The 13,490-nt window shown below is 69.1% G+C and carries 13 protein-coding genes; 7 read left to right on the top strand and 6 right to left on the bottom strand.

All coding sequences use genetic code 11. From position 1 onward, the window contains the following. Positions 1–873 carry a tetratricopeptide repeat protein gene (locus tag KY572_RS29555; protein ID WP_224246343.1) on the bottom strand — a complete coding sequence of 291 codons (873 nt, stop codon included), beginning with the start codon at positions 871–873 and terminating at the stop codon, positions 1–3. Next, positions 870–2,453 (bottom strand): helix-turn-helix domain-containing protein, encoded by a 1,584-nt coding sequence (locus tag KY572_RS29550; protein WP_224246342.1) that lies wholly within the window; start codon positions 2,451–2,453, stop codon positions 870–872. Before KY572_RS29550 ends, KY572_RS29555 begins: the two co-directional genes overlap by 4 nt. 353 nt (positions 2,454–2,806) lie before the next feature. Here KY572_RS29550 and KY572_RS29545 point away from each other — a divergent pair, with 353 nt between their 5' ends. From KY572_RS29545 to KY572_RS29520, 6 genes are all read left to right on the top strand, one after another. Next, positions 2,807–4,024: a DUF1015 domain-containing protein gene (locus KY572_RS29545; RefSeq protein WP_224246341.1), complete on the top strand. Its 1,218-nt coding sequence runs from the start codon at positions 2,807–2,809 to the stop codon at positions 4,022–4,024. Positions 4,025–4,101: 77 nt separating this feature from the next. Further along, positions 4,102–5,451 carry a M61 metallopeptidase family protein gene (locus KY572_RS29540; RefSeq protein ID WP_224246340.1) on the top strand — a complete coding sequence of 450 codons (1,350 nt, stop codon included), beginning with the start codon at positions 4,102–4,104 and terminating at the stop codon, positions 5,449–5,451. 98 nt (positions 5,452–5,549) lie between these two features. Beyond that, positions 5,550–6,188 (top strand): YceI family protein, encoded by a 639-nt coding sequence (locus KY572_RS29535; protein ID WP_224246339.1) that lies wholly within the window; start codon positions 5,550–5,552, stop codon positions 6,186–6,188. Positions 6,189–6,249: 61 nt separating this feature from the next. Then, positions 6,250–6,486: a hypothetical protein gene (locus tag KY572_RS29530; protein ID WP_224246338.1), complete on the top strand. Its 237-nt coding sequence runs from the start codon at positions 6,250–6,252 to the stop codon at positions 6,484–6,486. 80 nt (positions 6,487–6,566) lie between these two features. Beyond that, positions 6,567–7,412 carry an MNIO family bufferin maturase gene (bufB, locus tag KY572_RS29525; RefSeq protein WP_224246337.1) on the top strand — a complete coding sequence of 282 codons (846 nt, stop codon included), beginning with the start codon at positions 6,567–6,569 and terminating at the stop codon, positions 7,410–7,412. Next, entirely contained in the window at positions 7,409–8,122 is a 714-nt protein-coding gene (locus KY572_RS29520; protein ID WP_224246336.1) for an HvfC/BufC N-terminal domain-containing protein, read from the top strand. The genes bufB and KY572_RS29520 overlap by 4 nt, the downstream gene beginning before the upstream one ends. A 12-nt stretch (positions 8,123–8,134) precedes the next feature. Here the strand turns inward: KY572_RS29520 and KY572_RS29515 are convergent, their stop codons facing one another. Genes KY572_RS29515 through KY572_RS29500 form a run of 4 tightly spaced genes read right to left on the bottom strand, consistent with a single transcriptional unit; the run spans position 8,135 to position 12,209 of the window. Then, positions 8,135–9,196, bottom strand: a complete 1,062-nt coding sequence (locus tag KY572_RS29515; RefSeq protein WP_224246335.1) for a carboxypeptidase regulatory-like domain-containing protein — start codon at positions 9,194–9,196, stop codon at positions 8,135–8,137. Next, complete coding sequence (locus tag KY572_RS29510) at positions 9,196–10,836, bottom strand: caspase family protein (protein ID WP_224246334.1); 1,641 nt, start codon at positions 10,834–10,836, stop codon at positions 9,196–9,198. Before KY572_RS29510 ends, KY572_RS29515 begins: the two co-directional genes overlap by 1 nt. Before the next feature lie 2 nt (positions 10,837–10,838). Then, positions 10,839–11,630 (bottom strand): hypothetical protein, encoded by a 792-nt coding sequence (locus tag KY572_RS29505; protein ID WP_224246333.1) that lies wholly within the window; start codon positions 11,628–11,630, stop codon positions 10,839–10,841. Between the two features lie 3 nt (positions 11,631–11,633). Continuing rightward, on the bottom strand, positions 11,634–12,209 hold the full coding sequence (locus tag KY572_RS29500; RefSeq protein ID WP_317987916.1) for an RNA polymerase sigma factor: 576 nt from the start codon (positions 12,207–12,209) through the stop codon (positions 11,634–11,636). A 130-nt stretch (positions 12,210–12,339) separates the two neighbouring features. Between KY572_RS29500 and serC the strand changes: the two genes are divergently transcribed. Next, positions 12,340–13,428 carry a 3-phosphoserine/phosphohydroxythreonine transaminase gene (serC, locus tag KY572_RS29495; protein WP_224246332.1) on the top strand — a complete coding sequence of 363 codons (1,089 nt, stop codon included), beginning with the start codon at positions 12,340–12,342 and terminating at the stop codon, positions 13,426–13,428. Positions 13,429–13,490 lie beyond the last annotated feature (62 nt).

Raw genomic sequence — 13,490 nt, 5'->3', positions numbered from 1 at the left:
TCACGCGCTGCGGGTGGCGAAGTGCGCGAGCACCTTGCGCACCTTCTCCGCCTCGTCGGCGCGGCCCTGCTCCTCGTAGAGCGGCAGCACGGCCTCGAACTGCTCCTTCGCCGCGGCCAGGTCCTTCTGCTGGAAGCAGGCGATGCCCAGGTCCCACCGGGCCCGGGCCTCGAAGACGTGATCGTGCAACTGCGAGTACAGCTCCACCGCCTCGAGCAGGTGCGGCCGGGCCGCGTCGTGGTTGCCGAGCAGCCCCTCCGCCTCACCCAGCAGGAGCTGGCAGAGCGCCAGCGGCTCCGGCTCGTCGCCCTTCTTCTCCAGGATCGTCAGCGCCTCCAGGAAGCGCTCGCGGGCGCGCTTGTAGTCACCGGCCTCCATGCGGAGGTCGCCGATGTCCATCAGCAGCGCGGCCACCCGGTCCGTGTTGCGCGTCTGCCGGAAGAGGATGAGCGCCTCCTGGTACTTCTCCTCGGCGCCGTCGCGGTGGCCCAGCGCGCGCAGGCTCTCGCCGATGCAGGCGCGGCACAGGGCCTCGCCCTCCTTGTCCTTCACCTCGTTGTAGAGGGCCGCGGCCTGGGCGATCCACTCGATGGCGCCCTTGTGGTCCTCGAACTGCGCGCGCGCCACGCCCAGCCCGTACAGCGCCTGGGCCTGGCCCTGCTTGTGGTGCGCCGTCCGGAACAGGCTCAGCGCCTCCTCGTAGTGCTTACGGCTGGCGGCGTGGTCCTCGAGCATGCCGTGCAGCTCGGCCAGCTGGATGAGGCCCTGGGCCACCTCCGCCGGGCTGCCGGTGAAGCGCAGGGTGGCCAGCGCGTCTCGCTGCTTCTGGAGGGCGGTCTCGATGTGGGCGCGTTCGGTGTCCGACAGGCTCATGACTCGCTCTTGTTACGGCGCCGGGCCTGCTTGTCCAGCAGTTCCTGTCGGCCGTTCTTATCGGCCCCATTCCTTTCGCCGTTCTCCCCGCGCTCGCCCTTGTCGTTCTTCTCGTGCACCAGCAGCGGCGAGAAGAAGCAGTCCTTCTTCGTGTACTCGTCGAAGGCGAAGGCGAAGCGGTAGCTGGCCGCCGCGCGCTGGTTGCAGTCGGTCCGCTCGCAGAAGCGGCAGGTGATGCCCGTGGCCACCGCGTCCTTGCGCAGGTCGTTCGTCGGCAGCCCGTAGGCCAGGTACTTCGCGTTCTCCGCGTGGGTGCCCAGGCCGATGGAGTACGCCGTGCCCTTCACGATGGAGCCCTCGATGGGCTGCAGCTGCACCTTGGCGAAGCAGAAGTACGTGGCCCCGTCCGGCATCATCGAGTACTGCCGCGTGAGCTGGCCCGGGTTGAGGAAGGCCAGGTGCACGGCCCACTTGCCGCACGAGCCGCCGCCCGTGGCGAACTTCAGCCCCGTGCCGCTGTAGCGCTTGGAGATGTTGCCGGCGATGTCCGCTCGCAGGAAGTGGAACGGCAGCCCCATGCGCTTGGGGTCCGAGAGGTTGCACAGCCGGTGCGCCACCGTCTCGTACGTGGTGCCGAAGATGCTGGAGAGCAGCTCCACGTCGTAGCGCGTGCGCTCCACCTCCTTGAAGAAGTCCCCGTAGGGCAGCATCAGCGCGCCGGCGAAGTAGTTGGCCAGGTTCACCTTGATGAGCCGCTGCGTCTCCGCGTGGCGCGTGCGCCCGGCGCCGACGATGCGCTCCACCAGCTTCGAGCGGTCCATCAGCAGCAGCCCGATGGAGGTGGCGATCTGGAACTTCAGCGGCTGCTCCGTCAGGTCCGGCGACAGCGTGAGGGTCTGCTCGTCCAGATCCAGCCGCCGCACCACCGACGAGCCGCTCGGGCCGCGCTCGAACCCCACCTGGAAGCCGAAGCGCTCCTCCAGCAGGCGGATGAGCTGGGCGCTGGTCAGCACCCGCTCCAGCTTCAAGTCCCGCCGCAGCGCGTCCGCCTGCTCCTCCAGCTCGGGGAAGTAGTTGCGGTGGGACTCCAGGAAGTCACTCACCTCGTCGAAGGGCGAGTAGTCATAGCGCACGCCCGGCCCGTCATTGGACTGGGTGCGCGTGCGCTCCTCGTTGGACAGCTGCGCCAGCACGTTCTCCAGCTGCGTGCGCGTGTTCTTGTAGAGGTTGAACAGCGCGGCCACCGTGCCCGCCAGCTTCGGCTCCGCCGACAGGCTCTGGAGCGACTCCGAGTCGATGTCCAGGCTCTTGAGCAAAGGCTCGTCCAACAGCTTCGCCAGCGCCTCGTCCACTCGGCCCTCGCCCAGCGAGGACATGAACTGCTCCGGATCCTGGTCGAAGTAGCGCAGCGCCTTCCACAGGAGCGGGAAGGGCATCACCCGCTTGCCCTTCTCGATCAGGTTCAGGTACGCCGGCGACACCCCCAGTTCCTTCGCCGCATCCGTCTGCTTGATGTTGCGCGCCAGCCGCAGGCCCCGGAGCTTCAGGCCCACGTTGGCGTTGAGAGCATTTTCGTTCATTACCTTGTCCTACACGGCGGGGCGCTCAGGCCCGCACCCGCCATGCTCGAGGCCACTCTGCAAACCGATTTACCGATTTGCAATCAACGTTTCAGGAGGGGAGCGGCCCTGTCAGAGGGGCAACGAACGAGCAGGCCTCCAACAGTCCCGGAACGTTCAATCTCCCGAAAGTAGACGTATTTACAGGGGCTTACATGCGCACAGGCGGTGGGTGCTCCGCTGGCTCCTGCTTTGGGTGTCAACGTTTTACTGACACGGTGCGCCATGGAAAAAACAGATGGGCGAGATGAGGCTCGCATCGCCCGGGGCTTTGGGCCAGCCTCCGGGCCGGACCCTGAACTTGGAGCGACTCCTTGGCCGAACTCCGTCCCTTCCGTGGCCTCCGCCCCCCGAAGGAACTGGCGCAGAAGCTCGTAGCACCTCCTTATGACGTGGTGAACGCCGAAGAGGCCCGCGCGTACGCGAAGGGCAACGTTCACAGCTTCTTCCGCGTCTCCCGGCCGGAGATCGATCTGCCGCCCGGCACGGACGAGCACGCGGACGAGGTGTACGCCAAGGGCCGTGAGAACCTGGCCCTCTTCCAGCGCGAGGGCTGGCTGCGGCAGGAGGCCGAGCCGTGCTTCTACCTGTACCGGCAGAAGATGGGCTCGCACGTGCAGACGGGCGTGGTGGCCGCCGCGAGCGTGGAGGAGTACGACGCCGGCCGCATCAAGAAGCACGAGCTGACGCGCGCGGACAAGGAGGACGACCGCACGCGGCACGTGGACGATCTGGGCGGCAATGACGAGCCCGTGTTCCTCACCTACCGCGCCTCGTCGGCCATTGGCGCGCTGGTGGAGGAGGGCACGCGCGGCGCGCCCGAGTACGACTTCACCACCGAGGACGGCATCGGCCACACCTTCTGGGTGGTGCGCGGCGAGCTCAACGCCCGGCTGCGGGAGGCCTTCCGCGCCGTGCCGGCGCTCTACATCGCGGATGGGCACCACCGCTCGGCGGCGGCCTCGCGCGTTCACGCGCTGCGCCAGAAGCGGGGCGAGGGCGGCGGGCATGACCGGTTCCTCGCGGTGATCTTCCCGCACGATCAGATGCAGATCCTCGACTACAACCGCGTGGTGAAGGACCTGCGCGGGCTGTCGCCGGAGGAGCTGCTGCGGCGGCTGGGCGAGCGCTTCGACGTGAAGCAGGGCGCCCAGAAGAAGCCGGGGCAGGTGCACCAGTTCGGTATGTACCTGGGCGGCAAGTGGTACCAGCTGTCCTCGAAGCCGGGGACGTTCGAGCAGACGCCCACGGGCGTGCTGGACGTGACGATCCTCCAGCGCAACGTGCTGGAGCCGCTGCTGGGCATCGGCGATCCGCGCAAGGACTCGCGCATCCACTTCGTCGGCGGCATCCGCGGCATGGAGGAGCTGGAGCGGCTGGTGGACGGCGGCGCGTGGAAGGTGGCCTTCTCGCTCTTCCCGACGAGCCTGGATCAGCTCATGGCCATCGCGGACGCGGGCGAGATCATGCCGCCCAAGTCCACGTGGTTCGAGCCCAAGCTGCGCAGCGGGCTGGTGCTGCACCTGTTCTGATGTCGGGGCGGCCCGCTGTCCACTGGCTGTGCCTGAGCGTCCTCGCCGTGGGGCTGGCCTCCTGTCGCAGGGAGGCCGTGCGTCCGTCCGCCGCCACGAGCGAGGCCTCGAGCCTGCGCTACAACGTCACCTATACGCGCGAGCCCACTCATGGGCTCGACGTGGAGGTGGTGCTCGTCCACAACGCGCCGCGAGAGTTCCTCTTCACCCAGGACGGCGCCGTGGAGACCCTCTGGGCCTACAGCGAGTCGGGGCACGCCCGCGCGCTGCCTGTGCGCGAGAAGGGCATGAGCGTGCCGGCCAACACACGCTTCCTGCGCTACCACTATCCGCTGGGAGCGCGTGGCCGCGGACGCTGGTGGAGCTTCTCCGGCGGCCTGGGGCAGGGGGACGACTGGCTCGTCACCGGGCGCTCCTGGCTGATGCGCCCGCGCGTGGCGGATCCCAGGCTGCGGGTGGAGCTGTCGGTGCAGGGCGTGGAGGCGCTGCTGCCATGGCAGGCCGGGCCCGGAGGGCTGTATCGCCTCACCGCCGAGGATCTCGTGGACTCGGGCGTTCACGGCTTCGGTGGGCGGCGCTGCCAGAGTCGGCTCACGGACGCGGTGATGGATGTGGCCATCGTCGGACGGATGTCGCACCTCACGGATGCGCAGATCTGCGAGTGGCTCCGGCAGACGGGCGAGGAGGTGCGGACGATCCGGCGCAACTTCCCGCACCCGCGCGTCAGCGTCGTCGTCTACCCCGTGCCGGGCCGCGCCGAGGCCAACGTCTTCGGCATGGTGCTGTGGAGCTCTCCTCCAAGCGTCGCCTTGCTGGTGGGGCAGGACACCACGCCCGCCGCGCTCGTGGGCGACTGGGTGGCCCTCCACGAGCTCTTGCACCTGACCCACCCGACGATCCTTCCGCGCACGCCCTGGATCTCCGAGGGGCTGGCCACCTATCTCACGGAGGTGGCGCGCGCCCGCTCCGGCAGACAGTCCGCCGAGCGCGCCTGGCACGAGCTGGTGAAGGGCTTCCGCCGTGGCCGCGAGCAGGCCGACGGGCGCACCACGCAGGAGATGATCGACGAGAGCCAGCCGCCGGGCATCTACTGGGTGGGCGCGTTCCTGGCCCTGCGCATCGACGTGGAGCTGCGACGCGCCACGGGCAACGCGCGCGGGCTGGATCACGTCCTGGAATTGTTGGCCACGCAAGGATCCACCGCCACTGTAGGGGCCTATGGGGCGGCGGTGGACGCGGTGGCCGGAGGCCCCCTGTTCCAGCGGATCCTGGACGAGGAACTCCATCGTTCGGCTTTTGCAGGGCTTGAAGGTTTGCTAGAAGAACTCGGCGTGACGCCCACCCCGGGCGGCGTCAAGCTTCAACCGGCTCGGGACAGCCTGTTGCGTGAGGCACTGGACGGACAGAGCGCCAGCAGCGCGCAGTAGTAGACGCGGCGGAAGATTCCGGCCCGTAACCGCTGAGGTGGCCTCTGCGTAGAACATGCATCCACGGTGCTCCCGTCATCCGTAGAAGAGAGGCTCCCATGTTCGTCCGTTCCTCAGTGCTGATGCTCGTCACCCTGATGCCCCTGATCGCGGGCGCGCAGGCCAGGCCCGCGCCCGCCGCCGGCACCCAGACCTTCAACTTCAATGATGAGAGCCACCGCGACACCGTCACCTTCATGCTCGACGCGCCGCTGGAGGTCATCAACGGCCTGTCCAACTCGGTGAAGGGCTCGGTGGTGGTGCAGAACGGCAAGGCCACGGGGAAGTTCTCCGTCCCGGTCAGCTCGCTGAAGACGGGCAACGAGGCGCGTGACGGGCACCTCCAGAATGATCGCTGGCTGGACGCGGCGAAGTACCCGGACATCGTCTTCGAGTTCAAGGACGTGGCGCTGCCCGCGGCCCTCGAGAACGGCAAGCCCTTGAAGGTCCAGACGAAGGGCCGGTTCACCATTCATGGCGTGACGCGCGAGGAGCCGGTGGAGGTCACCACCGTCTACTTCCAGGAGAGCGCCGAGACGAAGAATCGCGCTCCGGGCGATCTGCTCCGCGTGCGCGCCAGGTTCCGCATTCCGCTGGAGGCCTACGGCATCAAGCGGACGGAGGCGTTGATCCTCAAGGTTGGCGAGACCGCCGAAGTCTCCGTCGACGCCTGGGGCTCCACGCAGTTCAAGCTGTAGTAGGACTCAGAGCAGTACCCTCAACGCAGTACCCCCAACGCAGTTCCGAAAGGAATCATCCATGAACGTCAAGGCTCTGGCTGCCATCGTCGGTACCCTCTCTCTCGGCGCGCTGGCCACCGGCTGTGCGTCCAACAAGGCCTCCGAGGGCGCCGCCACCGAGGCCAAGGGCGCTGACTCCCAGTGCAGCGGCCAGAAGGCGCCCGAGGGCACCGACGCGGCCGGCACCCCCGCCGCCACCCAGGAGAAGGGCGGCGAGGGCAAGTGCGGCTCCGGTTCCTGCAGCGGCAACAAGTAGTCACTTGCCGTAGCTGACGCGGGCGGTGGGGAGGAGACTTCCCGCCGCCCGTGTTGTTTTCCCTGTCAGAGGATCTCCACGTGTCCCAGAGCTACGCGCAGAGGCATGGACTCACCCCCCTGGGAGCCGGCATCGGCCTGCGCCGCGGCTTCTACGAGGCCCTGCCGCGCACCGAGCGGGCGCTCGACTGGCTGGAGATCATCCCCGAGAACTTCCTCACCCTGGGCGGCCGCTCGCAGCGGGCCCTGGACGCGTGCGCCGAGCGCTGGACGGTGCTGCCGCACGGCGTGGGGCTGAACATCGGCGGGCCGGATCCGCTGGACGAGGACTACGTCACCCGGCTCGGGGCGCTCGTGCGGAGGGTGGACGCGCCCTTCTTCTCGGATCACCTGTGCTACTCGCGGCTGGGGGGCATCCACCTGCATGATCTGCTCCCGCTGCCCTTCAACGAGGAGGCGGTCGAGTACGTGGTGCCGCGCGTGCGCGAGGTGATGGCGCGGGTGGGGCGCCCCTTCCTGCTGGAGAACCCCAGCTACTACGCGCGCATGCCGGGCGGCACGCTGGAGGAGGCCGCCTTCCTGCGGCACGTGGTCGAGCAGGCCGACTGCGGGCTGCTGCTGGACGTGAACAACATCTACGTCAACGCTCAGAACCACGGGTATGACCCGCGGGCCTTCGTGGACGCGCTGCCCCTGGAGCGCGTGGTGCAGATCCACCTGGCGGGCCACGAGCGCTACCCGGACGTCATCATCGACACGCACGGGGCGCCGGTCTGCGACGAGGTCTGGTCGCTCTACCGCTACGTGCTGGAGCGCACCGGGCCGGTGTCCACGCTGATCGAGTGGGATCAGGACATCCCATCCATGGAGGCGGTGCTGGATCAGGCCGATCAGGCGCGCGCCGTGCTGCGGGAGGTGGCGCGATGAAGCCCGGGCTGCGGCACTTCTTCGACTCGATGGCGGACTACCTGGGCGGCGGCTCCAGCGTGGAGCAATTGCGCGCCGCGCACCCGGGCTGGGACGCGGCGCCCTCGCGCGTGGCCATCTATGGCCGGTTCGTGCGCGGGCACGTGCGTGGCGCGCTCGAGAAGCTCTTCCCCATCACCCAGGAGAGCGTCGGGCCCGAGCGCTGGGAGCAGCTGGTGGAGACGTACACCGCCACGCGCCCCGGGCGTCACTACGAGATGAACCGCATGGGCGAGGCCTTCCCCGCCTTCGTGGCGGACGTGGCGCAGGCGCGAGGGCTGCCGGAGTTCGTCCCCGCGCTCGCGCGCTTCGAGTGGGCCGACTGGGCGGTGTACGCCTCGGAGGAGCAGGTGCCGGAGCGCGTGGAGCGGCTCACGGTGAACCCCACGCTCACGGTGCTCCAGCACCCGTTCCAGCTCTGCGCCTTCGTGCGTCAGCGGGGCAGGGCGTCGGCTCCCGCCGCGGGTGACGAGATGGCGCTGCTGTGGCGGCACCCGCGGGAGCTCAACACCTGGTTCGCGGCGGCCCAGGAGCGCACGCTGCTGGTGCTGAAGATGGCGGTGGAGGGGCTCTCGACGCAGGCCGTGGCGGCGGCGACGGGCGTAGCGGAGATCGAGGTGCGAAAGGCCGTGGAAGCCTGCGCTCGCGAGGGGCTCGTCCTCGCGCCGTAGCCGCTCCCGCGGTCAGTTCTCCAGCCGGCACGCCTTGCCGCCGGAGCCGCCCTTGCAGGAATACCCCTCCGGGCACTCGTCGTCGGACTTGCACCGCAGGGTGCAGGTGCCCTCGACACAGGCGCCCTCGATGATGCCCATGCCGCGGCAGATCGCATCATCCGTCCCGCAGGAGGCGCCGACCCCACGGTAGCCGCCGCACCCGGAGAACTGCGCCGAGTTGGGCATGCAGCGGCCGCTCTGGCACGTGAAGCCGCCCTTGCACGTCTCGCCGTTGCCGCACCGACCCACGCACGCGTTGCCCTCGGGCAGCGCCTGGCAGCTCGAGCCAGCCTGGCACGTCCAGTCCCCGGTGCACGGCGTGCAGAGCGGCCCGCCCTCGCACCGGAAGCCACGGCAGGAGAGGCCCGGGCCGCAGTGTGTGTCCTCGAGGCACTCGACGCACCGGCCGCTCTGCGCGCACTGGTAGTCGTCCACGCATCCCGTGGTCGCGCACCCGCCGCTCGGCTCGGAGAGGTTGATCTTCACTTCCTTCTTCTCGCCGGCGCTCACGCACGTCTCGGAGCTCACGTCCGGAAAGCTCCTGGCCGACACGAGCAGCGAGTAGCAGCCGTCTGGCAGCGGGCCGACCTCCGCCCGCCCCTTGTCGTCCAGGCTCTGCTCCGAGGGAGTACCTTCCAAGACCAGCCGGCCTTCGGTCACCCGCTCGTTGTCGGGCGACTTGACGCGCACCGACAGGAAGCTGGCCTCCTTCGGCTCCAGCTCGCCCAGCGACACGGACTGCCCGCCCTGGACGATCAGGGGCTGACGCAGCGTCTTCGTCGCCGAGGCGATGATGAACAGCTCGGCGGCGCCCGCGGGGACTCGCTCGATCGTGAAGGAGCCATCCCCCTTCACGGTGCTGCTCAGCTCGGGCTTGCCCAGGACGGACACACGCGCCACGGACGCGTCGGCTCCGACGAGCCGTCCGCTCACCGTCCCGAACAGGAAGGGTTCATTCGCCAGCCCGCCGCACCCGCCTGTACCCAGCGCCCCGAGGACGACAGCCATCGCGATGTGCAGTCTGTGGTGCATCAGAAGCGGTACCCCATGCCGGCCTGGCCGCCGGTGAATCCCACCGCCTGACCCCGCCCATCCACCACGACGTACGTGAGCATCAACTGCGCCTGGGCAGTCAGCTCCAGCCGCTCGCCCAGGCGCCACACGAGGCCACCTACCACGCCAGGGCTGACGGTGAAGTAGTGCTGTCCGCCCGTGAAGGCGTCCACTTCAAAGGACCGCCCCAGGTACAGAGCGGCCACGCGCGGCCCACCGAAGAGCGTCAGCTTGTCCCAGCGCCACAGGTAGGGCATTCCCACACCCGCGGTGAGGCGGGTGTAGACGAAGGGAACCTGGGAGCCGGGGACGAGCTCGAGGGTGCGGCGGCCGCGGCTGCCGCTGACATCCAACAGGAGTCCGAAGTCCTGCAGCGGCCGGTCCTCCAGGCGCAGCACCAGGCCCACCTCGGGAGAGGCGGGCAGCAGCTCCGTGCGGCTGCGGCCGTCCACGAACGAGAACATGCCGCCCATCAGCGCGAGGGAGCGGCTGGGGAAGGCGTCCGACAGCAGCTGCTCCAGCGGGAGCCGCTCGCCCACGGCCACCTCCAGCTCCCGGCGGATGAGCACCGAGTCGCCCTTGGTCAGCTCCACGGTGCGGCGGCCCGGCACCACGGCGGCGCCTCCAGGCAGCTCCGCGCGCGGCTCGCCGTCCACCTTGAGGGTGAAGCCATCCAGCCGCGGGTTGTACGAGAACAGCTCCGGGCGGCCCAGGCGATCGATGCGGCCGGAGAGCACCACCGGATCGGCGCCCACCTCGAGGATCTCCGCGGACGGGCGCTGGCGCCCCTGGGTGAAGGCGAAGGTGCGGCGGCGCGCGAAGTCATGCGCCTCGGTGGCGGTGACGGCGCCGTCCGCGTTGCGGTCGGCTGTGCCGCTCAGGCCCTCGATGAGGAAGTGCGTATAGATGTCGTTGCGCAGCCCCTCGTCCTCGCGGGCCGTCTCGCCCCAGTCGCAGGCGGCGAAGACCATGGAGGCGCGGCTGGCCTCCTCCAGGGGGCGCGCGTAGAAGCCGGACTTGATGCCGGCCAGCTCCGTCTCCAGCTCCTTGGGCAGCAGCGACTTGCCGCTGCCGCTGTGACAGGTGGCCAGCACCATGAGCCGGCGCCGGCTGGGCAGCTTGTCGAACTCCGCCTTCAGCACGTCCATGGACAGCGCCGTCTGCGGAATGGACTGGTACGAGGAGTCGTGGGTGACCAGGTAGCGCCTGAGCTCGCCCTGCCCATCGCGCGACAGCGTGCCGTGCGCGGAGAAGTACACCACCACCACGTCGTCCGGCCGCGTGGCCTCCTTCTGGAGCTCGCGGATCGCCGCGACGATGGATGCGCGTGTCGTCTCCTCCCGCCGCGTGAGCAGGCGCACCTGATCGAAGTGCCCACGCGCCGGATCCTTCAGCGCGGTGGCGAGATCCTGCGCGTCCTTCGACGAGTAGCGCAGATTCCTCCACTGCGGATCCTGGAACTCGGAGATGCCCACCAGCAGCGCGATGCGTCGCGGTGCGTAGGCATTGGACAACGCAGCCTCGTCGAGCTTGAGCGGGACCAGTCCGCCCTTCTCATGGGCGGACGGGCCGGCACAAGCCGCGAGGGCTCCCAGCAGAATGAGGAAGAAGCGCTTCACGTTCAGCGCTGATTCTGGCCGTTCTCGACGAAGACGTCGAACCTGGCCGTGGACATCGGGTTGTCCTCCCGGGCAGGTGCTCCTCCTTTCAGCGAGGTCTGGACTTCATCTGGCGACAATTCCTCACCTGCTGGCGAGGCCACCAGCCACAGCGTCACGGGGCCCTGTTCGCCCGACAGGCTCACCCCGGTGAGGCCCTGCGGGCCGGCCAGATCGTGCGTCCCGGCCTCCAGCGAGAAGCTGCCGAGCAGCTCGGGGGCACCGCTGTCCACCTGCTGGAAGAGCAGGGCGCTGCCGGCCTCGGTGGAGTGGTAGCGCAGCAGCAGCACGTCGTCCGGCGACACCGGCGCGCCCGAGTCCAGGCGCCGCAGCTGGCCGTCCGCGCCCCGCGCCGCCGCGACCAGCTCCAGGCTGATGCGGCTCGAGCCCTTCACGCCGCTCCACGCCGGCTGCGAGGGGGGCGCCATCAGCCGCGGCACGAACACCAGCGCGAGCAAGCAGGCCGCCAGCGCACCCGCCACGCCGGCCCACCGTCCGAGCTGGCGAGGCGCGCGCAGCTGGCGCTTGAGGCGCATCCAGCCCACCTCATCCAGCGTGGCCTGCCGGGGCGGCGCCAGGCCGAGCAGGAGCGAGTCCAGCTGCCCGTCGAGCAGGTCCGTGTCGGGGGCCTGGACGAGGAACTCCTCGCACGCGTCGCACGGCGCGGCCAGGTGCTCGCGGAAGTAGGCCACCGCCTCCGGGTCCCGGGCCGACAGCGCTTTCAACGCATGGGCGTCGAGGTGCTTGTGCTTCATGACTTACTCCCAGCGCCCGGCGAGGACGCGCCGGAGCAGCTCACGCTTGATGCGCGCCCGGAATCGCTCCAGCCGCATGGTCACCGCGCTCTTGCCCACGCCGAGCTTCTCGGCGATCTCCCGCGCGGACAGCTCTCCCTCCAGGTAGAAGAGCTGCACGGTCTTCTTCTCCTCGCCGTCCGGCAGCTCGGCGATGAGTTGACGCACCACGGCGATGTCCCGCTCCACCTGGAGCGCCTCCGGCATGGCGGGCACGGCCTCGGGCTGGGGATCCTGGGTCTCCTCCTCCAGCCGTCGCAGGTGGCTCTTGCGCTCCAGGCGGGTGCGCGCGCGGTTGCGCGCGATGGACAGGAGCCACGCCTCGAACGCCGAGACTTCCTTGAGCCTCGGGAGCGCCTTGAACGCTCGGACGTAAGTCTCCTGAATCACGTCTTCCACCTCGTCCGCATCCAGCGTGGCGAACCCGGCCGTCAGCCGAGCCACCAGAGGCCTCGTGCGCCGATAAAGCTCTCCAAAGGCGGACTCCTCCCCACGGGCGGCCCGCCGCACCCACTGTGTCAGTTCCTCAGAGGAACCCACCTGTCCTCCTGACCCCCGGAGCGTCCGGTCGGCCACCGCCACATGTCAGACATCCCCCGCTTTCCTGCTGGCCCCCGACAGGCCGTAGGAGAGAATGGCGGCGCCGTTCACTTCCTAGAAGGACACTGCCATGCGCGTCATCAACTTCAATGCCGGTCCCGCCGGCCTGCCCTTGCCGGCACTGGAGCGGGCGCGGGAGGAATTGCTGGATTTCCAGGGTTCTGGCATGTCTATCATGGAGCACAGCCACCGGGGCAAGGAGTACGAGGCCGTCCACAACGAGGCCATCTCCCTGCTGACCGAGCTGCTGGCCATCCCGCCGACGCACCAGGTGCTCTTCCTGCAGGGAGGCGCCTCGCAGCAGTTCGCGCAGGTGCCGATGAACTACCTCACCCCGGAGGCCTCGGCCGACTACCTGATGACGGGGGTGTGGAGCGAGAAGGCGCTGGACGAGGCCCGGTACTACGGCAAGCCGCGCATCGCGGCCACGGCGATCAACAAGGAGAAGCGCTACACGCGCGTCCCGGCGCAGGCGGAGCTGCAGCTGGATCCGGCCGCCACGTACGTCCACATGACGAGCAACAACACCATCTACGGGACGCAGTGGCACACGTTCCCGGAGGTGGGCCGCGTGCCGCTGGTGGCGGACATGAGCTCGGATCTGCTGTGGAAGCCCATCGACGTGAGCAGGTTCGCGTTCATCTACGCGGGCGCGCAGAAGAACGTGGGGCCCTCGGGGATCGTCCTCATCGTGGTGGACAAGGAGTTCATGGCCCGGGGGCGCCAGGACATCCCGAAGATCTTCCGCTACACGACGTACGCGGAGAACAACTCGCTGTACAACACGCCGCCCACCTTCGCGATCTACCTGTGCCGCAACGTGCTGGCGTGGATCAAGGACGTGGGAGGCCTGAAGCAGATCGAGCAGTGGAACCGAGAGAAGGGCGACCTGCTCTACGGCGCAATCGATCGCCACGCGGACTTCTACCGGGCGCCGGTGGAGAAGGGCTCGCGCTCGTACATGAACGTGGTGTTCCAGCTGCCGACGGAGGCGCTGAACGACACCTTCGTGTCCGAGGCGAAGAAGGCGGGCATGGTGGGGCTCAAGGGGCACCGCAGCACGGGCGGCATCCGCGTGTCGCTCTACAACGCGGTGACGGTGGACAACGTGAAGGCGCTGGTCTCCTTCATGGACCAGTTCGTCCAGAAGCACGGGTAGGGCGCCCGAGGCGGGCTGAATTCCTCCTGGCGGGGAGCGTCCGAGTCTCGACGGGCGCTCCC

It is taken from the genome of Hyalangium gracile, from assembly GCF_020103725.1.
GTDB lineage: Bacteria > Myxococcota > Myxococcia > Myxococcales > Myxococcaceae > Hyalangium > Hyalangium gracile.
This window is presented reverse-complemented; position numbering and strand designations above follow the sequence as displayed.

Bases quoted from the DNA above. Each gene is read 5' to 3' on its own strand.
- KY572_RS29555 (WP_224246343.1), bottom strand. From the start codon at position 873: ATGAGCCTGTCGGACACCGAACGCGCCCACATCGAGACCGCCCTCCAG.
- KY572_RS29550 (WP_224246342.1), bottom strand. From the start codon at position 2,453: ATGAACGAAAATGCTCTCAACGCCAACGTGGGCCTGAAGCTCCGGGGC.
- KY572_RS29535 (WP_224246339.1), top strand. From the start codon at position 5,550: ATGTTCGTCCGTTCCTCAGTGCTGATGCTCGTCACCCTGATGCCCCTG.
- KY572_RS29530 (WP_224246338.1), top strand. From the start codon at position 6,250: ATGAACGTCAAGGCTCTGGCTGCCATCGTCGGTACCCTCTCTCTCGGC.
- KY572_RS29520 (WP_224246336.1), top strand. From the start codon at position 7,409: ATGAAGCCCGGGCTGCGGCACTTCTTCGACTCGATGGCGGACTACCTG.
- KY572_RS29515 (WP_224246335.1), bottom strand. From the start codon at position 9,196: ATGCACCACAGACTGCACATCGCGATGGCTGTCGTCCTCGGGGCGCTG.
- KY572_RS29505 (WP_224246333.1), bottom strand. From the start codon at position 11,630: ATGAAGCACAAGCACCTCGACGCCCATGCGTTGAAAGCGCTGTCGGCC.
- serC (WP_224246332.1), top strand. From the start codon at position 12,340: ATGCGCGTCATCAACTTCAATGCCGGTCCCGCCGGCCTGCCCTTGCCG.